Annotated in this window: 21 protein-coding genes and 1 pseudogene; 8 read left to right on the top strand and 14 right to left on the bottom strand. The window is 68.2% G+C overall.

What is annotated here, in order from left to right; translation table 11 throughout:
• Positions 1-261 precede the first annotated feature (261 nt).
• Both ASF52_RS18605 and ASF52_RS18600 read left to right on the top strand, forming a co-directional pair.
• Positions 262-522 carry a PepSY domain-containing protein gene (locus ASF52_RS18605; protein ID WP_056175229.1) on the top strand — a complete coding sequence of 87 codons (261 nt, stop codon included), beginning with the start codon at positions 262-264 and terminating at the stop codon, positions 520-522.
• Positions 523-780: 258 nt separating this feature from the next.
• The gene (locus tag ASF52_RS18600) at positions 781-2,556 is read left to right on the top strand and encodes an acetolactate synthase 3 large subunit (RefSeq protein ID WP_056175227.1); all 1,776 of its coding nucleotides are present in this window, start codon (positions 781-783) and stop codon (positions 2,554-2,556) included.
• A 36-nt stretch (positions 2,557-2,592) separates the two neighbouring features.
• Here the strand turns inward: ASF52_RS18600 and ASF52_RS18595 are convergent, their stop codons facing one another.
• Positions 2,593-3,483, bottom strand: coding sequence for a methyltransferase domain-containing protein (locus ASF52_RS18595; RefSeq protein ID WP_056175224.1), 891 nt, complete (start codon positions 3,481-3,483; stop codon positions 2,593-2,595).
• A gap of 85 nt (positions 3,484-3,568) precedes the next feature.
• Here ASF52_RS18595 and ilvN point away from each other — a divergent pair, with 85 nt between their 5' ends.
• The 6 genes and pseudogenes from ilvN (at position 3,569) to ASF52_RS18570 (ending at position 7,624) form a co-directional block, all read left to right on the top strand.
• On the top strand, positions 3,569-4,111 hold the full coding sequence (gene ilvN, locus ASF52_RS18590) for an acetolactate synthase small subunit (RefSeq protein WP_056175221.1): 543 nt from the start codon (positions 3,569-3,571) through the stop codon (positions 4,109-4,111).
• Between the two features lie 54 nt (positions 4,112-4,165).
• Positions 4,166-4,405: an AbrB/MazE/SpoVT family DNA-binding domain-containing protein gene (locus ASF52_RS18585; RefSeq protein WP_056175219.1), complete on the top strand. Its 240-nt coding sequence runs from the start codon at positions 4,166-4,168 to the stop codon at positions 4,403-4,405.
• Positions 4,386-4,715, top strand: a pseudogene (locus ASF52_RS22230) (type II toxin-antitoxin system PemK/MazF family toxin); the annotation flags it as partial. The gene ASF52_RS18585 and the pseudogene ASF52_RS22230, both read left to right, overlap by 20 nt.
• A 58-nt stretch (positions 4,716-4,773) precedes the next feature.
• A complete protein-coding gene (locus ASF52_RS18580; RefSeq protein ID WP_056175640.1) occupies positions 4,774-5,436 on the top strand; it encodes a glutathione S-transferase family protein in 663 nt (220 codons plus the stop codon).
• 199 nt (positions 5,437-5,635) lie between these two features.
• Positions 5,636-6,655, top strand: a complete 1,020-nt coding sequence (gene ilvC, locus ASF52_RS18575) for a ketol-acid reductoisomerase (RefSeq protein WP_056175215.1) — start codon at positions 5,636-5,638, stop codon at positions 6,653-6,655.
• Between the two features lie 315 nt (positions 6,656-6,970).
• Positions 6,971-7,624, top strand: coding sequence for a pyridoxamine 5'-phosphate oxidase family protein (locus tag ASF52_RS18570; protein ID WP_056175212.1), 654 nt, complete (start codon positions 6,971-6,973; stop codon positions 7,622-7,624).
• 138 nt (positions 7,625-7,762) lie between these two features.
• Here ASF52_RS18570 and ASF52_RS18565 read toward each other — a convergent pair whose 3' ends face one another.
• From ASF52_RS18565 to ASF52_RS18505, 13 genes are all read right to left on the bottom strand, one after another.
• Positions 7,763-8,134 (bottom strand): hypothetical protein, encoded by a 372-nt coding sequence (locus tag ASF52_RS18565; protein WP_056175209.1) that lies wholly within the window; start codon positions 8,132-8,134, stop codon positions 7,763-7,765.
• A complete protein-coding gene (locus tag ASF52_RS18560) occupies positions 8,115-8,795 on the bottom strand; it encodes a hypothetical protein (RefSeq protein WP_056175207.1) in 681 nt (226 codons plus the stop codon). The genes ASF52_RS18565 and ASF52_RS18560 overlap by 20 nt, the downstream gene beginning before the upstream one ends.
• Positions 8,796-8,821: 26 nt before the next feature.
• A complete protein-coding gene (gene pqqE / locus ASF52_RS18555) occupies positions 8,822-9,979 on the bottom strand; it encodes a pyrroloquinoline quinone biosynthesis protein PqqE (RefSeq protein ID WP_056175203.1) in 1,158 nt (385 codons plus the stop codon).
• Positions 9,976-11,058 (bottom strand): pyrroloquinoline-quinone synthase PqqC, encoded by a 1,083-nt coding sequence (gene pqqC / locus ASF52_RS18550; RefSeq protein ID WP_056175199.1) that lies wholly within the window; start codon positions 11,056-11,058, stop codon positions 9,976-9,978. The genes pqqE and pqqC overlap by 4 nt, the downstream gene beginning before the upstream one ends.
• 191 nt (positions 11,059-11,249) lie before the next feature.
• Positions 11,250-12,149, bottom strand: a complete 900-nt coding sequence (pqqB, locus tag ASF52_RS18545; protein WP_056175195.1) for a pyrroloquinoline quinone biosynthesis protein PqqB — start codon at positions 12,147-12,149, stop codon at positions 11,250-11,252.
• 45 nt (positions 12,150-12,194) lie between these two features.
• Complete coding sequence (pqqA, locus tag ASF52_RS18540) at positions 12,195-12,284, bottom strand: pyrroloquinoline quinone precursor peptide PqqA (protein WP_018043604.1); 90 nt, start codon at positions 12,282-12,284, stop codon at positions 12,195-12,197.
• Between the two features lie 183 nt (positions 12,285-12,467).
• Positions 12,468-13,172 (bottom strand): response regulator transcription factor, encoded by a 705-nt coding sequence (locus ASF52_RS18535; protein WP_056095386.1) that lies wholly within the window; start codon positions 13,170-13,172, stop codon positions 12,468-12,470.
• Positions 13,169-14,779: a sensor histidine kinase gene (locus ASF52_RS18530; RefSeq protein WP_056175193.1), complete on the bottom strand. Its 1,611-nt coding sequence runs from the start codon at positions 14,777-14,779 to the stop codon at positions 13,169-13,171. The genes ASF52_RS18535 and ASF52_RS18530 overlap by 4 nt, the downstream gene beginning before the upstream one ends.
• A gap of 144 nt (positions 14,780-14,923) precedes the next feature.
• Complete coding sequence (locus ASF52_RS18525) at positions 14,924-15,175, bottom strand: hypothetical protein (protein ID WP_244473867.1); 252 nt, start codon at positions 15,173-15,175, stop codon at positions 14,924-14,926.
• 98 nt (positions 15,176-15,273) lie between these two features.
• Complete coding sequence (locus tag ASF52_RS18520) at positions 15,274-16,071, bottom strand: formylmethanofuran dehydrogenase subunit C (RefSeq protein ID WP_056175190.1); 798 nt, start codon at positions 16,069-16,071, stop codon at positions 15,274-15,276.
• Positions 16,068-17,024, bottom strand: coding sequence for a formylmethanofuran--tetrahydromethanopterin N-formyltransferase (gene fhcD, locus ASF52_RS18515; RefSeq protein WP_056175188.1), 957 nt, complete (start codon positions 17,022-17,024; stop codon positions 16,068-16,070). The genes ASF52_RS18520 and fhcD overlap by 4 nt, the downstream gene beginning before the upstream one ends.
• A gap of 51 nt (positions 17,025-17,075) precedes the next feature.
• Positions 17,076-18,719 (bottom strand): formylmethanofuran dehydrogenase subunit A, encoded by a 1,644-nt coding sequence (locus tag ASF52_RS18510; RefSeq protein WP_056175185.1) that lies wholly within the window; start codon positions 18,717-18,719, stop codon positions 17,076-17,078.
• Positions 18,713-19,792: a hypothetical protein gene (locus ASF52_RS18505; RefSeq protein WP_056175182.1), complete on the bottom strand. Its 1,080-nt coding sequence runs from the start codon at positions 19,790-19,792 to the stop codon at positions 18,713-18,715. Before ASF52_RS18505 ends, ASF52_RS18510 begins: the two co-directional genes overlap by 7 nt.
• Between the last annotated feature and the right edge of the window lie 44 nt (positions 19,793-19,836).

Here is a 19,836-nt window from a genome sequence, read left to right as displayed (position 1 = left end):
GGAATTTTCCGATGATGGCATCGCGGGCGGGGCGAGGTTCGACGCGCTGGCATTCAGCACGTCCCAGATAGGACGGCCAGGGCCGGGCGGGCAAACACTTCAGGCCCAAGGTCGTGTGTTTTCGAGGTCCCCATGCCCCCGAACGCCACCGGCCTGGAGCCGCGCTCTTTTCCGCCGAACCGGCATCCACTTCGGCGGAGAGCGCCCTAGATGGATCGTGCGTCGGACGGGGACGCGCCCCCACACAGGACAGGATCTCGCATGCGACGGTTGACGCGCCTCACCCTCATGGTGACCCTCGCCCTCGGCCCCCGCGTCGCCTTCGCGGAGACGCCTGGTGCGGATTGGCTCACGCCGGCACAGACCAAGCAGGCCCTGAAGGCCGCCGGCTATTCGGAGATCACTAAACTAGAAGCCGACGATGGCCATTGGGACGGCGAGGGCATCAAGGACGGGCGCCGGATGAAGTTCGATGCCGATCCGAGGACCGGCGCCGTCCTGGGCGAAGTTCCCGCCGAGTAGATCCGCGTTGACCCTGAGGGGCGGATCGGCTACGACACGCGACACGAAATTCGATCCGCCGGTTCGGCGGGTGAAAAGATCAGACGGTCATTCCGATGCGTGCCATCCTCATCGTAACGAAAGCGCCACCGACGGGGCGGTCCTGACACCAGGGACCGCGATCCGGATGGTGGCGCATGCAGGGTCCTTCGGGGCCCTTTTTTGTTGCCGCGACGAGAGACGACACGGATTTCAGAACAGAGTTCGAGGAGCAGGACGATGGGCGGCGAGGTCATGACTGGGGCCGAAATGGTCATCCGGGCGTTTCAGGATCAGGGTGTCGACACTCTGTTCGGATATCCCGGCGGCGCGGTGCTGCCGATCTACGACGCGCTCTACCATCAGGACACCCTGAAGCACGTTCTCGTGCGCCACGAGCAGGGCGCGGTCCACGCGGCGGAAGGTTACGCACGCTCGTCCGGCAAGGTCGGGTGCGTCCTCGTCACCTCGGGACCGGGCGCCACCAACATCATCACCGGCCTCACCGACGCCCTGCTCGACTCGATCCCGCTGGTCTGCATCACCGGACAGGTGCCGACGCACCTCATCGGCACCGATGCGTTCCAGGAGTGCGACACGGTCGGCATCACGCGCCACTGCACGAAGCACAACTATCTGGTCAAATCCATCGCCGACCTGCCGCGCATCCTGCACGAGGCGTTCTACGTCGCCTCGCACGGGCGGCCGGGCCCCGTCGTCGTCGATCTGCCGAAGGACATCCAGTTCGCCAGCGGACTCTACGAGCGTCCGACCCAGAACGGCCACAAGACCTACAAGCCGGCGTTCAAGGGTGACGCAGGCCAGATCCAGGCGGCCGTCGAGCTGATGGCGAACGCGCGCCGGCCGATCCTCTATACCGGCGGCGGCGTCATCAACGCCGGCCCGCACGCCTCGACCCTGCTGCGCGAACTCGCGGCCGAGACCGGATTTCCCGTGACCTCGACCCTGATGGGTCTCGGTGCCTTCCCGGCCTCGGACGAGAACTTCCTCGGCATGCTCGGCATGCACGGGACCTACGAGGCCAACCTCGCCATGCACGAGTGCGACGTGATGGTCTGCGTCGGTGCCCGCTTCGACGACCGGATCACCGGGCGCCTGGATGCGTTCTCGCCGTTCTCCAAGAAGATCCACATCGACATCGATGCCTCCTCGATCAACAAGGTCGTCAAGGTCGATGTCGGGATCGTCGGCGATTGCGGCTCGGTGCTGGAAGACATGCTCGCCGCCTGGAAGGCCCTGCCGACCCGGCCGGACCCAGAGCGCTTCGACGCCTGGATGGGCAAGATCCGCACCTGGAAGGCGCGCGACTGCCTCGCCTACTGGCCGTCGGGCACGATCATCAAGCCGCAATACGCTGTCCAGCGCCTCTACGAGGCCTGCAAGGGCCGCGAGACCTACGTCACCACCGAGGTCGGCCAGCACCAGATGTGGGCGGCGCAGTACTTCAAGTTCGAGGAGCCGAACCGCTGGATGACCTCGGGCGGCCTTGGCACCATGGGCTACGGCCTGCCCGCCGCCATCGGGACGCAGCTCGCCCATCCGGACGGGCTCGTCATCGACATCGCCGGCGAGGCGTCGATCCTGATGAACATCCAGGAGATGTCCACGGCGGTGCAGTATCGCCTGCCGGTCAAGATCTTCATCCTGAACAACGAGTACATGGGCATGGTGCGCCAGTGGCAGGAGCTGCTGCACGGCTCGCGCTACTCGCAGAGCTACTCCGAGAGCCTGCCGGACTTCGTGAAGCTGGCGGAAGCCTACGGGGCCAAGGGCATCCGCTGCGAGAAGCCCGGCGACCTCGACGCGGCGATCCAGGAGATGCTGGATCACGACGGCCCGGTGATCTTCGACTGCGTCGTCGACAAGAAGGAAAACTGCTTCCCCATGATCCCGTCGGGCAAGGCGCACAACGAGATGATCCTGTCGGATTACCTCGGTGAGACCGGCGCCGAGATCGGCGACATCATCTCGGAAGAGGGCAAGATGCTGGTCTGACCCGCATCCCACCGGGCGTCTCCCGTGCCCCGGTCCCTAGCGCGGGTCGCCGAGGCGGCGCGCGTTGGACAGGCGGCTGCGCCAGCCCGGCGCGGCCGGACGCGGGGCCGGCCGATCGGACCGAGGGGTGAACGCCGCTCGCTTGACCGGGGCGAGTCCTTCGCATTTGCGCATCAGCGCGAAGAACTCGATCTCGCCGGGCTGCGTCGGCGTGAACTCGGCGAAGGCGAACGGCACCAGACCGATGGCGATCACCTCGCCGAGGACGGACACGAAGCTGTCGGGGGTGAAGACACTGCAATGCACATCGATCGTGCCGCCCGCCTCGTGGATACGCCGCGCATGCTCCAGGCCGGCCTCGGGCCCGTGTCCCGTGAACAGGGGGAAGCGGGTCTCGCGTCCCGCCCAGACGGCCTTGGCATCCACCTGCACCGCGCGGGAAAAATGCTCGTAGACCTGGGCCGGGCTCGGGCCCGTGGGGCGGGTGAGGGAGGCGCCGACGAGGTCGCCGACGGTGGTGAGCGTGCGGCCGCGATCGAAGGTGAAGCGCATATCCGGGACGGCCAGGAACAGGAGGCCATCCTCGTGCAGGGCCTCGGCGCAATCCCTCAGCCAACCGACGGGGTCGGGCAGATGCTCGATGACGTGCGAGGCGACGATGTAGTCCACGGAACCACGGTCCCCGAGGGCTTGGGCGAGGGTCTGGCGGTCGAGGACGAGATCGACCTCCACCAGGGCGCCGCGGGCCCGCGGGCCGGCGGCGGCATGGCCGGCGTATTTCCGGGCGAGGTCGTCCGTCGAAAGATGGTCGGCGTAGAGGATGTCGCCGTCGCCGCGGTGCACGAGGGGCCGGTCGAGGGGACCGAGTTCGACGCCGGTCCGGCCGTGGGGCCTCACGGCGGCGAGCGTGCGCTGGCGACTGTCCATGGCGGCGCGGTATCATGACGTCTGGAACGGGTCCAGCATGGACCCGGATGGGCGAAGAAGCGAAGAGTTGGAACTGGGGCAAGCCATGAATGCGATGAATACCCACTACCCCGACGCCGGCCGGGTCGAGCCCATCAACCGGCACACCCTCGCGGTCATCGTCGACAACGAGCCCGGCGTGCTCGCCCGCATCTCGGGCATGTTCTCGGGCCGCGGCTACAACATCGAGAGCCTGACCGTCTCGGAGACCGAGGTCGCGCGCCACATCTCGCGCATCACCATCGTCACCACGGGCACCGATGCGGTGATCCAGCAGATCAAGTCACAGCTCGACCGCCTCGTCCCCGTGCACCGCGTGGTCGACCTGACGCTTCAGGGCCAGTCCCTCGAGCGCGAACTCTGCCTCGTGAAGGTGGCCGGGACCGGCGAGCACCGCACGGAATCCCTGACCCTCGCGGCCGCCTTCGGGGCCAAGACCCTCGACGCGACCCTGAATTCCTTCGTGTTCGAGGTCACCGGCACCACCGAGGAAATCGACCGCTTCATCGGCCTGATGACGGTGATCGGCCTCGTCGAGATTTCGCGCACGGGCATCGCCGCCATGGGACGTGGGTCGGAGGCGATGTGAGGCTTTTCTCTCGACGGTGGTACTGTCCTGCCTCCGGAGGAAGGGGCTCTCGTCATGAAGGCCAAGCTCAACCGGACAGGGGATGAGTTCGTGATCCGGATTCCCGCGAAGGTGGGTCGCGAGAACGGATTGAGCGATGGGCAGATCGTAGAGATCAGCCCACGCGGCCGTGTCCCCACACTCGACGAGATGTTGGCGGAGATGGATCGTCTCGGCCCGAATAATCGGCCGGAGCTCGTTGATTGGGGGCCGGACGTCGGCACGGAGATCGTCCATGACGATTGGAGCCACTGAGGCGGCCCTGCCGGATGCCCGGGATCTCGTCTGGGTCGACCTGTGCCCGACTCTGGGCCGCGAGCAATCCGGTGTGCGGCCGGCGCTCGTTCTCACCAACCGGGGCTTCCACCAGCGAAACGCCACCGCGATCATCTGTGCGGTGACGTCGAATGTGGCTCCCTGGCCGACCAAAGTCATCCTGCCGGACGGACTCGCCGTGAGCGGCGCCGTGTTGTGCGATCAGATCCGTCGCGTGGATCGCACGATGCGTGGCTTCCGACCGATCGGGAAAGTCCCCGCGGATGTCCTGAAGGATGTCCGAGGCACGGTCGCAAACCTTCTTGGTCTGCACCTCGATCTCTCAATGCGTGGAAACGAAGATCGGCATGACCACCCTCTACTACGCCCCCGGCGCCTGCTCGCTGGCCTCGCACATCGCCCTGGAGGAGACCGGCACGCCGTTCGAGACCGTTCGGCTCGATCTGGCCAAGGGCGATCAGCGTGCGGCGGAGTACCTCGCCGTCAACGAGCGCGGGCGCGTGCCGGCTCTCGTGCAGGGGGGCTTGCAGGAGGGCTTGCAGGAGGGCTGGGTGCTGACCGAGAACACGGCGATCCTGCGCCACGTCGCGCGCCTCCATCCGGAGGCGGGCCTATGGCCGGAGGATTCGCGCGATCAGGCACGCGCCGACGAGTGGCTCGCATGGCTCTCGACGAACCATCACATCGCCTATGCCCATGTCCGGCGGCCGGAGCGCTACACCGCCGACGAGGACGCGTTTCCGGCCATCGCGGCCAAGGGCACCGATACGTGTGGCGACCTCTTCACCATGACGGACGTTAAGCTCTCGAACGGCGGCTGGGCCTTGGGGCACCGCTACAGCGTGGTCGATCCCTACCTGCTGCTGTTCTGGACCTGGGGCCGTGGCCCGGCCCTCGGCTTCGACATGGCGGAGCGCTTTCCCCACTGGACGGCGCATGCCCGCGCCATGGCGGCGCGCCCCGCCGTGCGGGCCGTCTTTGCCCGCGAAGGTCTGCGCCTGCCCGCGTAAAAGGCTGCGCCTGCCCGCGTAAAGAGCTGCGCCTGCCCGCGTAAGGCCCGTAGAACGCCGCTCGGATGACGATTCCCCTTTCGTCAAGGGAATCGTCTCGCTAAAAGCTGCCCGGATCGCACGGCCGCGCGGATGCTGTTTCAGATGAGGGCGCCGGAGCGCACTCATGCTCAATCGAGAGAAAAGAGAAGGTACCGCCATGCGGGTCTATTACGATCGTGACGCCGACCTGAACCTGATCAAGGGCAAGAAGGTCGTCATCGTCGGCTACGGCAGCCAGGGCCATGCCCACGCGCTCAACCTGCGCGATTCCGGCGTGCAGGGCATCGTCATCGCGCTGCGCGAGGGCTCGGCCACCGCTAAGAAGGCGGAGCACGAGGGCTTCACGGTGATGAACGTCGCCGATGCCGCCAAACAGGCCGACGTCGTCATGATGCTCACCCCGGACGAACTCCAGGGCGACATCTACAAGGAGTCCCTGGAGCCGAACATGAAGCAGGGCGCCGCCCTCCTGTTCGCCCACGGCCTCAACGTGCACTTCAACCTCATCGAGCCGCGCAAGGACCTCGACGTGCTGATGGTCGCCCCCAAGGGCCCCGGCCACACCGTGCGCGGCGAGTACCTCAAGGGCGGCGGCGTGCCGACCCTGATCGCCATCGCGCAGGACGCCTCCGGCAACGCCCACGACCTCGGCCTGTCCTATGCTTCGGCCAATGGCGGCGGCCGCGCCGGCATCATCGAGACCACCTTCAAGGAAGAGTGCGAGACCGACCTGTTCGGCGAGCAGGCCGTCCTCTGCGGCGGCCTCGTCGAGCTGATCAAGGCCGGCTTCGAGACCCTGGTCGAGGGTGGCTACGCCCCCGAGATGGCCTATTTCGAGTGCCTCCACGAGGTGAAGCTCATCGTCGACCTCATCTACGAGGGCGGCATCGCCAACATGAACTACTCGATCTCCAACACCGCCGAGTACGGCGAGTACGTTACCGGCCCGCGCATCGTGACGCCGGAGACCAAGGCCGAGATGAAGCGCGTCCTCAACGACATCCAGTCGGGCAAGTTCACCCGCGACTGGATGCTGGAGAACAAGGTCGGCCAGACCTCGTTCAAGGCCACCCGCGCCAAGCTCGCCGCCCACCCCATCGAGGAAGTCGGCGCCAAGCTGCGCGGCATGATGCCGTGGATCTCCGAGAAGGCCCTCGTCGACAAGGCCAAGAACTGATTCTTTTCGGGATGGCGCAGCCGTGCTCTGCTCGGCTGCGCCCCATGTATGAAGCCGGCGTCGCGACAGCGGCGCCGGCTTTTTCGTGCGCGAAACCCTCCCCCCTTCGTGGGGGAGGGTGGTCGCGGAGCGACCGGGAGAGGAGCAGCGCCACGTTCGCCATCGTAGCCCCCTCGTCCGCCCCGCTTCGCGGGCCACCTTCTCCCGCGGAAGGGGAGAAGGGCGCGCCCCGCTGTTGTGATCTACCGAAAATCCCGGCAATCATCTCCGCAACGGCCGCCCACCTCGAGAGCGGCCGACACACGGAGGACACCCATGGCATCGCTCTACTACGACGCGCATCGCGCGCTTCAGGAAGAGTACAACACCGTCAAGCTCGCCGAGCGCCTCGACACCGGCTGGGTGCATGACGGGATCGGCAAGGACGAGGCCGCCTTCATCAACAGCCGGGACATGTTCTTCCTATCCACCGTGGATCCGGACGGCATGCCCACCGTTTCCTACAAGGGCGGCAGCCCTGGCTTCGTGAAGGTGCTGGACGACAACACCCTCGTCTTCCCGGGCTTCGACGGAAACGGCATGTGGTACTCGATGGGCAACATCGAGGGTCAGTCCAAGGTCGGCCTGCTGTTCATCGACTTCGAGACCCCGCATCGGGTCCGCGTCCAGGGTCATGCCCGGATGCTGCGCGACGACCCCCTGATGGCCGAGTACACCGAGGCCAAGTATCTCGTGCGGGTCGAGGTCACCAAGGCGTGGGTCAACTGCCCGCGCTACATCCACAAGTACCAGAAGGTGGCACAGAACAAGTACGTGCCGACGCCCGACAAGGAGACGCCGCTGGCCCTCTGGAAGCGCCTCGACATGGTGGCCGACGTGATCCCCGAGGAAGATAAGGCGCGCGTCGCCAAGGAAGGCCAGATCGAGTTGCCGGAATACGAAGCCCGGGTGGCGCGCGGCGAGAGCTGAACCACTCAGGAGAACGCCCCGTGGACCGACCGGTAGGGGTCCACGGGGCGTATCTGGGGGCAGGCTCGCGTTAATGCCCGGGACGGCGGCGATCCCCATGGATGGCGTCGGGTCCGGGCGTTCCCGCTGTGTGGATCGTCAGGCGCCGCCGCGGTAGCAGCGGATCTCGGCCTCGGCCTGCGCCCGGCGGAGCTCGGCGACCTTGTCGTCGAAGACCTTGGTCGACTTGAACTCGTTGGCGCGCTGACCGATGCCCTGACGCATGGACAGCACGGTGCTGGCCTGGACGTAACGGTCGTAGGGCAGGATCGACGCCAGGGCATCGAGGGAGCACGAGCAGCGCGACAGGGATTCGCGGGACTGCCCGTTCGCCGCCATGCAGCCGAAGATGTAATCGGCCCGGGTCTCGGTCGGATAGTCGTTCTCTAGCTCCGCCGCCTGCAACGAACCGGCGAGGCCGGCGACGAGAAGGGCGGGGAGGGCGAGACGCTCAACCAGCGTTCGGAACATAGGTCAGGTTCTCTTCCAGGAGTTCGCCACCCTCGGCGTTCTTCGACTGCGCCTCGATGGAGACGAGTTCGCCGGGCACGGAATCGGACGTCACGAAAGTATAGCGGATGTTCTCCATCCCGCGCATGCGCTCCTTCATCCGATCGTCCAGAAAAGGCTGCGTTTCGATGCGCCAAGCGGACACGGTCCGCCCCTTGTAGTCGATGGTGGTCGGCGTCACCGTCGCGTTGTCGCGAAGCCCCTTGCGGATGGCATTCTTGATGTAGCGGGGGTTGGCCGAAAGCACCCGTGCCATGTCGATGAGGTGATGCTCCAGGAACAGGGTCATCACGGGGTTGCCCGGCATGTTCTCGAACGGGCCGGCGGGAAAGCGGTTGGCACCCGAGAACATCTCGACCCGGATATCACGGCTGTCCGCGCTCTGTCCGGCCTCGACGCCCAGCTTGATCGTATCGTTCAGGGGCGGCCCGAACGGGCCCTTCGAGATCCCGCTGCGGCGGATGTAGCCGTAAGTGAGCTTCGTGCCGGGGGGCACGTTCTGCATCTGCGGTCGCTCGAACAGCAGGTCGGAGGCGTTCGGAGCGCCCGTGCTGGCCTTGGCGACGGCCGGAGCCTCGGTCGGGGGCGTGCTCTGGGCCAGGGCGGAGGTGGCCGCCAGCATCAGCAGTGCGGCAAGGGTCGCAGACTTCAAAGGGACACGTCCTCGTTGAGCGGCGTACGCACGTTGGGCTGCACGTTACTGCCGATGGTCCGGTAGGTGTAGTCGGGCGGGGTCTCGGCCGCTTCTTCCGTGGCGAGATCACGCACCTTGGCGTGAAGCGGCGAGAGCGAGCAGGCCGGATCGGTGGCGGCGGCGTCGCCGGCGAGCGCCAACGCCTGGCAGCGGCAGCCGCCCCAATCCTTCTCGCGCCGGTCGCACGAGCGACAGGGCTCCTGCATCCAGTCGGTGCCGCGATAGGCGGTGAAGGCCGGCGAGTTCGCCCAGATGTCGCCGAGCGAGTGGTCGGTGACGTACCAGAACTCGAGCTGCTTGATGGTCTCGGCGGCGTGGCACGGCAGCACCTTGCCGGCCGGCGTCACGTTCATGAGCTTGCGTCCCCAGCCGCCGGCGCAGGCCTTGGGGTACTTCGCGTAGTAGTCCGGCACCACGAGGTCGATGACGAGCTGGCCCTTGAGGCGCTCGCGCGCCGCCTCGACGATGCGGATCGAGCGATCGACCTCGGCCTTGTTCGGCATCAGAGCGGCGCGGTTGACGTAGGCCCAGCCGTAATACTGGGTGTGGGCCACTTCCAGGCGCTTGGCCCCGAGCTTCACGGCGAGATCGATGAAGCCCTCGACCTCGTGGATGTTGCCGCGATGGATGACGGAATTGAGCGTCAGCGGCAGGCCGAGCTGGGTCACCCGCTCGGCGAACGCCATTTTCTGCGGCTGCGCGTTCTTCAACCCGCCGATTTTTTCTGCATTGGCCGCATCGACCCCTTGCACCGACAGCTGCACGTGGTCGAGGCCAACGTCGTAGAGGGCGTCGAGCTTGGCCAGGGCTCCGCCGACGCCGGACGTGATGAGGTTCGAGTACAGGCCGAGCTTCGCGCAGGTCTGGGTGATCTCGACGATGTCGTTGCGGGCCGTCGGCTCGCCGCCGGAGAGGTGGACGTGGAGCACGCCCAAAGCCGCCGCCTCCGTCAGCACCCGCTGCCACGTCGCCGTGTCGAGTTCGCCCGAGCGCCGGTCGAGTTCGAGCGGGTTCGAGCAGTACGGACAGCGCAGGGGGCAGCGATGCGTCAGTTCGGCCAGGAGCCCGACGGGCGCCGGCAGGACGGGGGCGGTCGGCGTGATCGCGTTCATCGCTCAAGAACCCGTTTGGTGGCGAGGTCGTTCAGCATGACGAGGATATCGGCCTCGATCACCGCGCGGTCGGCGGTGAATTTCTCCGCCAGCAGGCCGGCGATGTCGCGCACGGTGCGGGTCCCATCGACGAATTCGAGCACCGCCACGGCGTTGGCATCGAGGTCGAAGGTGCGCTCGGGGGCGAGCAGCACGTGCTCGCCGCGCACGGTGTCGTGGCGCAGGCGCACGCCGCGCGGCAGGCGCGGCACGTCGTGCGGACCCAGCGTGCCGGTACCGGCCGCCTGCGCGGTCACGGTCTCGGGGACGAGACCGGTGCCGGGGGTCCAGGCGTCGGGCGGGGTGAGGCCTGGGGCGACATAGGCGAAATACAGGGCGTCGAGCTGCGTCCACAGAACGTTGCACTTGAAGGTCAGCGCCGCCATCGCCTGTCGCTGCAACTCGGGGGTGGTGGCGTGCTTCTGCACGTAGTCGAGGGCGAAGTCGGCGTCGCGGGGCGCCTGGGTGAGGCGCTTGTCGAAGTAGGCCAGGGTGTCCTTGGTGATGAAGTCGTAGTTCTTCAGCATCCCGGCGACGCGCTCGGAAATGATGGTCGGCGAGAACATCTCGGTGAGCGAGGAGGCGATGGCTTCCAGCAGCGAGCGCTCCTTCACGAAGTGGACGTAGGCGTCCACGGAGAACCGGGTCGCCGAGAGGATGCCTTCGGTCGATTCCACATAGGCTCGCGAAAAACCGACGCCCTCGGCGAGCTTGAGCCAACGCTCGATGCCGCCGTCGCCGGGCGCATCACCGTCGTGATCGACGATGCGCTGGCGCCAGATCCGGCGAAGACTCGCATCCTCCATGCGCGCCAGCACGGCCGCGTCCTTGATGGGGATCATGGCTTGGTAATAGTAGCGGTTGAGCGCCCAGGCGCGGACCTGATCCTTGTTCAACTCGCCGTCATGCAGCAGGCGGTGGAACGGATGCAGGTTGTGGTAGCGCTTCGCGCCGATGTCGCGCAGGGCCGCCGCGAGTTCCTCGGGGCTCAGGAGGCGCTGGGTCTCATCGGCGACGGGCGTGGGGAAAGGCGCGGTCATGGGCGTTGTCCGGCTCCAACGGTGGGCGTTTCCTGGGCGCTTCTTCTAGATGGTGTCGTGATCCCTGTCAGGCCAACGACACCACGAACGCAATTATATTGCGCACCACATAGGTGCTGGGGCAGTAAATTGCCAGCGTGTCCCACCCGACAATCGGTGCGACCGGGTCCGGTGCAGGCCGCCGCGGGCCGTCAGAGGGACAGGCTCAGACCGTCATGGGCCACGGTCCAGCCCTCGGCTTCGACGGAGGCGCGCTCGGCCGAATCCTCGACCAGTACCGGGTTCGTGTTGTTGATGTGCACGAAGACGCGGCGGCCGATCTCGATGTCGGCGAGCGCCGCGATGGAGCCGTTCTCGCCCGTCATCGGCACATGGCCCATGCGCCATCCGGTCTTGGTGCCGACGCCGGCGCGGATCATGTCGTCGTCGAGCAGAACGGTGCCGTCGAACAACAGGGCCTCGACGCCCGCGATCTGGGCCTTGAGGCGGTCGGTGACGCGGGCGCAGCCGGGAATGTAGGCGAGCCGCTTGCCCCCCGCCTCGATCATCGCGCCGACGGTGGTCTCGGTCTCGGCGCCGAGGTCCACGGTCTCCCCCTCGAGCCAGAGGGGCACCTTGCCGGGCACGGAGAACAGGGTGACGGTGAGCCCGGGCACCGGCTCGAAGGCCGCATCGAGGCCGATGGATTCGCGCGCGACGACCCCGTCGGCCATCACGTCGAACACCCGGTTGGCGTTCACCGAATCGAGGATGCCGGCTGTCCCGTAGAGGGTGAAGGGCTGGCCCTCGCGCAGGGTCAGCAGGCCGGCGACGTGATCGACGTCGCCGTTGGTGAGCAGCACGGCATGGATCGGCGAGTGGCGCAAGCCCTCGCGCGGGTGCAGCACCGGAGTGTCGAACAGCTGCTGGCGGATATCGGGGGAGGCGTTCACCAGGAGCCAGCGATCCCCATCGGGGGACACGGCGATGCTCGACTGGGTCCGCGGCCTCACGCGGGTGGAATCCTCGCGGGCGAGGGAGCAGATGGGGCAGCGGCAATTCCACTGGGGAAGGCCGCCGCCCGCGGCGGAGCCGAGGATCACGACATGCATGGCTGAACCGACGCTGTCCCGCTCCTCAGGCTCGCTCCGACAACCTTAGTTGAAGGTATCGATCTCAGCCGACTCGTAGCTCGTGACTTCCATGCCAACGCAGATCTCGGAAACGACGGGGGCAGCCCAGGTCATGGTGTTTCTCCAGAGTTTCTTTTGAACAGCAGCGCCCCGATCGACCTTAAGAAGATCGTAAGACACTGACGGCGCAGTGGTTTCTGTCGCGGGAGCTATATCGACAATTCCGCCCGGCAGGGCAAGCGTTAAATTGCCGGTTTCTCCCGCTATCCTCTCAGAAAGCGCTTACGCGGCGCGCCCTCAGTGCCGGAAATCCTGTCCCTTGAGGTCCAGCATGAAGCCGCGTCCGCGGACCGTCACGATGACCGGGCCGCCCAGGCGAACGAAGTCCGACAGCTTGGTGCGCAGGTAACCCACGTAGACATCGACGACATTCAGCGACAGGCCACCCTGGCCCGCCCAGAGCTTGTCGAAGATGTCGCCGCGCGACACCGGCTGGTTGGCCTTGTCCATGAGGAGCGCCAGGAGCTCGGCCTCGCGCGGGGTGAGGCGCGCCGTCGCATCCGCGAAGCCGACCTGCCGGATGTTGAGGTCGAGGACGAGGCGGCCGGCGGTGACGATGGTGCGGGGCTCGTCGGATTCCTTGCGGCGCAGGAGATGGGTCTGCAGGCGGGCGAGGAGCTCGTCGAACACGAACGGCTTGACGATGTAGTCGTCGGCGCCCAGCGCCAGGCCCTCGGCGCGGTCGCGGACCTCGTCGCGGGCAGACAGGAACAGGATCGGACCGGGGTAGCCGCCTTCGCGGAGCGAGCGGCAGACATCGTGGCCCGAGCCGTCCGGCAGGGTGATGTCGAGGACGACTGCCTCCGGCGCCGAGTCGCGCGCCGCGATGAGGGCATCGTCGACGCAGCCGGCGACCCCCACGGAGAACCCTTCCGCCTCGAGGCCACGCGCGAGCATGGCGCGAATGTCGCTGTCATCCTCGACGATCAAGACCCGCGTCATGCCGTGGTTTCCTTCTCTGTCCGATGGGAGGCCGACGCTGCTTCGTCGGAAACGGGAAGTGCGAGGGCGACCTGCGCCCCGCGATCCTGAGGCCCGGCCCCCAAGCGGATCGCACCATCATGCCGCTCCACGACCCAGCGCGCCAGGGCCAGGCCGATGCCGAACCCGCTCTCGCCGGACGGGCTTTCGCGGCGGAAACGCTCGAACAGGGCGTCGCCGGTCTCCGGAAAGCCGGGGCCGTCATCCGTGACGGTGACGGTCGCCACGCCGTCGAGGGAAACCGAAAGCGCGAGGGTGACGCGGGTCAGGCCGCGGGCATGCCGCAGCGCGTTGTCGACCAGGCTTTCCAGAACCTGACGGAGCCATTCCCGGTCGGCCAGGAGAACCGCATCGGTGGCGATGGGTTCCAGGACGAGGCCGACGCGGCGGCGGGCCGCCTCGGAGGCCATGCCCTCGACGGCGTCGGCGAGGATCGCCGAGGCGAGGACCGGCCGCCGGTCGAGCTCGATCTGACCGGATTCCGAACGGGCCACCCGGAGCAGATCCTCGACCCGGCGCTGAAGCCGCAGGGCACGCTTGCGGATGGTGGAGAACACCGGCGCGTAGTCGATGCCGGGGCGTCCGGCCGATCGGGCAGCGATGTCGCATTCGCCCAGGATCACGGTGAGCGGCGTGCGCAGCTCGTGGCTGACATCGGCGAAGAACCGCCGGCGCGAACGGTCCACGGCCTCCAGGCGCGCGTTGGCGGCGCGCAGGTCCGTGGTGCGGGCCGCGACCGTATCCTCCAGGGCGGCCCGGTCGGCGGCGAGACGTCCCTCGCGCCGGGCGAGCCGGGCGGCCATGCGGTTGAAGTTCGCGACGAGCAGGCCGAGCTCGTCCCGGGTCGCCACGGACAGGCGGGTGTCGAGTTCGCCCCGGCCGACGGCGCTCGCCGCCTGACGCACCGCCGCGATGCGCGCGAGCGTCGGGCGCGTCACCGCCCGGTACAGTCCGAACACGATGGCCAGCGCCGCCGCCACCGCCGCCAGGGACGCCACCCGCAGGGTCGCGGACAGGTCGCGCGCGGCATCCGACCCCGCGATCATCGAACGGCGCTCCACTTCGATGAGGAAGGAGAGGGGCTGGCCGGTCATGGCGCCGAAGCCGTTGAGGGCGCCGCGGATCGCGCCCTTGCGCTGCTCGTCCTCGGACCGGCGCAGAATCTGGGCGACCTGCCGGTCGAGGACGGCACGAGCCGAGCGGAGCTGCGCCAGGGGGCGCGAACGGGCGGCGTACTGCGTCCGGTCGAGGGGATCGTCGCTGACCGCGATGCTGCGTCCCAGGGCCTCGTCGACGGCGACCAGGGCGCGATCGACGTTGGTACGGGCAACCGACAGGCCTTCCGGCTGCGCGTCCGGATTGCTCACCGCCTCCAGGGCGGCGAGACCGTACTGGGTCATGCGGCCCGACAATTCGACCAGGAGTTCGAGACGCCCCTGTGCCGCCAGGGTCCGGTCGATGGTGCGCTCCGCCGCCCCGATCGACCACAGCACGCCGAGGGCCGCCAGGACGACGAGCAGGGCCGTGCTGCCGAGGAGCAGGGCGAACCGAACCTTCAGCGAGCGCATCGTTCGGCCAATTCTTGCCACTTCCTCCCATGCACGACAGATGATCCGCAGATCATCGTCGCGCATGGCGGATGTCTAGGCGCAGAAAGCCAGTTTTCGCAAGTGCAGCAGCTCAGCCGGCGAGGGACAGGGTTCGCGACGCGATCACAGATCGCGCGGAACGGTCCCCCGTACGGCGCAGCGCCAGCGGTTCACCTGCCATTCCGGATGCTCCGCCTGCCATTTGGCCAGCGCGCTCTGGGAGTTGCGCAGACACACGGCTGGGCTGCGGGCCTCGAACGAGAGATCGATCCGGTCCTCGCGGCAACGTGTCGGCTCGGACAGGAGACAGATCGAGAGCAGGATGAGCATCGGCTGCGCCTTGGAATGCGTCGGACTGGACGCGCGGGCCAGCACGATGATGCTTCCCGGCGGGACGGAAAGGTCGCCCGCACGGGAGATTTACGCAATATAGTAGCCCTCGTTCCGGGGCTGAACGACTGTCGCAGCCGCCGTCAGGCGGCCGATACCCAGAGCTCCCCCTTGCCCAGGGTCGCGAGATCGCCCGAGTACCGGGTGAGCGCCCCGGCGGCGAGGTCGGCGTGGGCCGGGCTCAGGGGCCGCAGCGACCGGGCGAGGAGGCGCAGGAACACGAGGTCGTGGGTCCCGGTCTCGACGAAGCTCGGGCTGAGGGCACCGACGCCGCCCGTGAGGATCGTGCCGCGGCGCATGCCGAAGCCCGGGTGGTCGCCCACGGAGGTCGCCGCGATGGTGCCGGCGATCATCCGCGAGCCCGCATGGGCCCCGGCCGCCCCGACGAGGATGAGGCCGCGCCGCATGCGGTCTCCGAGGTGATCCCCAGCCGCGCCCTTGATGATCAGGGTGGCGCCGTCGAGACCGGCCTTGGCGGCGTAGACCGCCCCGCCGGCATGGTCGCCCGCATCTCCCTCGATGGTGATGGTGCCGCCGGTGGCCCCCGACCCCGCGAACGGACCGGCCGAGCCGGTGACCGTGACAGTGCCGTTCCGCATGCCCGCGCCGAGGCGCTGGCCGACATCGCCGACGACCCGGATGCTGCCGCCGTCCAGCGAAGCGCCGACCCGGTCGAGGCGCGACGAGCCGCCCTCGATGACGAGATCCTCGGAGCCGTCGAGGACGATGGTGAAGCAGTCGCCGAGGGTCAGGCCCCGGCGGCTGGTGCCGACGGGGAGCTTCGCCGCCTCGGTCTCGCTGAGTCCGCTGAGGGAGAGGGGGGTGACGTGCAGGAAATCGAGCCGCTCCGGCGGCTCCTGGCGCAGGGTGAGGGTGCTCATGCCGCTCCAGCCTCGCTCGCCGGCTCCTTCGAGAGCAGGTCCTTCAGGTGGTAGTGATGGCGGCCGAGATTGCCGCCGTAATTGCCGGCCGTGACCGCCACGAGCCCGTGGGCCGCGCCGGCCTCGGTGGCCGCATGCAGGGCTGCGCGCATGGATTCGGCGACCCCGTGCGAGGTCAGGGCGTCGATGACGATCTCCAGCACCACGCCGACGTCGGCCGAGAGTTCGGTGCCGGCCCGACCCTTCAGGGTCGGGCAATAGGCGTCGTTGGTCGAGGCCATCATGCCCTTGGTGCGTGCGCCGACCTTCGAGCCCGAGCGGACGATGCCGCCGGGGAAGGGCAGGATCGCGCCCGAGACCGTGCGGGCGGCATCGACGGCGATCTCGGCGACCTTCAGGGTCTCGGCATGATTGCGGCCGAGGAACAGCAGGTTGCCGCCGCCGACCGCCCCGTCCACGGCGCGAACGAAGTCCTCGCACAGGAACTCGCCGTCCATGACCGGGATGCGCCAGTAGCGGCGCGACTGGCCGGTGATGGGATCGGGCAGGCGCTTGGCCACGGCGAACCCGTCGCCGAAGTAGCGGATGGCGCCGCCGAGTTTTATTTTCGTGGGGCCGTCGACGCCGGCGTAGCAGGCGGTGCCCGGGCAGGTGAGGATGCACTGGCCGACGCGCTTGAGGAGCTGGTCCTTCAGGCCGTTCGGTTCGAAGCCGAACAGCAGGACGCGCACGCCGGGGCGCCCGTCCGGCGTCTCCTCGGGCGACAGTTCGCAATCAATGCCGGCCTCGGCGCCACAGCCGATCACGGACGTGGCGAACCCCGTCATGGTGACGGCGGCGATCATCGCCCACTTCGCCGTATCGTTGGTGATGATGATCGCCGTGCCGGCGACGTCGAACGCCTCGGCGAAGGTGTCGATCACCGGGATCCCGTTGAGGGTGAGTTCCGTCATGTCAGCCACCGGTCCTCACGCGACGCCCATCCTTCAAGCCGGACATGTCCTTCAAGCCAGACATGCGACCTCCTCGAACACGTCCGCCTTCGGGAAGGCCTCGTCCGGCACCTCGAAGGAGCTCAGGCCCGCGCCGAAGCGGTCCTGCAGGTAGGTCTCCGAGCGGGCGACCATGGCCTTGTCGGACTCGACGGTGAGTTCGAGGGTGTGCCCGGAGGTCCAGGCCACGACCTCGCCGTCCTCGACGATGGTCACCCCGTCCTTGAGCACGTACTTCGCCCGGGCGAACATCGCCGTGCGATCCCGATCGTCGCGATAGATGGCGACGTCGGCCCGAGCGCCCTCGCGCAGGTGGCCGCGATCCGTCAGCCCGAGGAGCTTGGCCGGGCCCGAGCGGGTGAGCTGCGCGATCTCGGAGAAGCTGTACTCGCGCTCGATGGCGCACAGGCCCGAGCGCTCGCCAATGACTTTATGGAGGCCGGCGATCTCGCGGTCGCGCTTCTCCTTGTCCATCAGCAAATGGATGATGTGCGGGTAATCCGTGAACGGACCGCCATTGGGATGGTCCGTCGTCAGGATCGTGCGCTCCGGCTCCTTGGAGAGCAGCATGAGCTCCAGGCCGATGGCCCATTGCAGGGAGCTGACGGCGCCGCGCGGCTTGTAGAGGAACGGCACGACGCCGCCGCCTTCCGCGTCCCCCGCCGTGAGGATCCATTTCTTCGGATTGGCACCCTTGCGGCCCGCGAACTGGCGCAGGATGTCGAGCGAGATGGTCACGGTCTGGCCGAAGGCGACTTGGCCGACGTCGAAGGTGGCGTTGGGGTGCTTCTCCATCGCCTCGGTGATGCGCTCGGCCGCCGAGCGGAATCCACCGGTGGCCGGATTCTCGGGATCGGCGACGCCGTAGGCGTAGAACTGGGCGTGGGCGAAGTGGATGCGCCGGCCTTCCGCCGCTTCGAGGGTATCCACGAACGACTCGTCGGCGCCCGGAATGCCGAGGTTGTTGCAATGGACGTGCAGCGGGTGCGGCACGCCGATCTCCTCGACCGCATCGAGCAGGGCCGTCATGATCTTGCGCGTGGACAGGCCGTAGACGGGAATCTCCTCGTCGAGGCTGAGCTTCAGCATCCCGTCCTTGAAGGCCGAGGCGCCGCCCGCGTTGATGCACTTGACGCCCAGCCCCCGCGAGGTGGCGACCGCAAGCGCGACGAGGTCGCGCACCGCCGCCTTGCCCTCGCGCTGGCGCAGGAGCTGGAGCAGGTGGTCGTCGTTGCCCATCACCGTGAGGGCGCCGCGATCGAGCAGCGGAATGTCGGCGAGTTCGAGCTGGGTCGAGAGGGCGCTCGCCGGCGGCATCGCCGGCTCGACCGCGATGGTGTAGCCCATCCGCGCATAGTTCGCGCCGATCCAGGCGGCCGAGCCGCCCGCATGCGCGAAGGGATGGCCCTCGGGGGCCGCCTCGCTGGTGTAGAGCTCCGGCAGGAGCAGGCGGCTCATCACCACGTTGCCGCCGGCTATGTGCGAATGGACCTCGACGCCGCCGGCCATCACCACGCAACCCGTGGCGTCGATGGTCTGGTCGGGCGTGCGCTCGGAGGCGGCGACGACCCGGCCGTTCTCGATCCAGACGTCGCCGACGGCGTCGCGTCCGGCCGTCGGATCGACGACCCGTCCCCCCTGGATGCGGATCAGCATGAGGCGGCCTTCATCTCTACGAGTCGGTCCTGGATGGCGCCGAGCACGCCGGCGGCCGTCAGTTCGGCCGACGGGCCCGTGGGCGGCGCGTACGTGACGGTGGCCCGCCGGTCGTTCCACAGGGCACCGCCGGCGCTCTCGCCCGGCACGCCGACGGCGATGACGATCTCGGCGGCGTCGCCCGTGGCCTCGGGGCTGCCCTCGCCGACGATGGCGATGGCGGGCAGGGTGCCCAGCCAGTCCGGCCGGGGCGCCGGGAGAGAGGCGAGCCACAGGGCGGCATCGGCCTCGCCGGCGGCGATCTGGCGGGCGCTGTCGAAGCGCCAGGGATCGTGCTCGGGCACGTGGCGGCCGAACCCGACGCGGGGGGCCTGGCCAGTGGTCCAGGCCGCGAGCTGGAGGAGGGCACGGCCCTGGAACGGGTCGGAGACGGGCAGGGCGAAGAAGCGCGTGACCTCGTTGAGGTCCTTGACCATGCCTTGGAGCATCTCGACGCCGAGTTCGCCGAGCTCGGCCGCGTCGTACAGGACGACGCCGTACTGGGCGGCGGCGAGACGCTTGGCGAGATCGCCATAGGCGGTCTCACCCGCGAGATGCCCCTTCAGGTAGGCGCGCAGATGCGCGACGGAGACCGCGAGACCACCGGCCTCGGCCGGGTAGGCCACGTGCCGGGTCGCGCCGTTGCCTGGACCGCCCAGGGACAGGAGGGTGCGCTCGGCCCCGGCGGCGCGTCCCCGCGTCGGCGCGGATTCGGCGATCTCCCCGACGATGGGCCGGTCCCACGGCGCGTTGCCGACGATGAGGACCGCATCCGCCCGGCCCGTGGTCTCGGCCGGCGTGGTCAGCATCCCGCCGGTCCGGCTCATGGAGCCCAGTTCGGCGTAGAGGCTCGTGCCCGCCAAGGGATCGACGGAAGCGCCGATGGCATCGGCGAGATGATAGGCCGCCCGCACGGCGCTCAGCTCGGCACAGAGGCCCGCCACGATGGGCGTGCGCGCCGCAGCGAGGAGGGTCGCGGCGGCTTCCACCGCTGCGTCCGCATCCGTCGCACCACCCTTCACCCAGGCCGCCATACTTTGCACCTTGGAAAATCGAGAGCCCGGCACACACCACGAAA

The sequence above is a fragment of the Methylobacterium sp. Leaf112 genome, from assembly GCF_001423295.1.
Lineage (GTDB): Bacteria > Pseudomonadota > Alphaproteobacteria > Rhizobiales > Beijerinckiaceae > Methylobacterium.
This window is presented reverse-complemented; position numbering and strand designations above follow the sequence as displayed.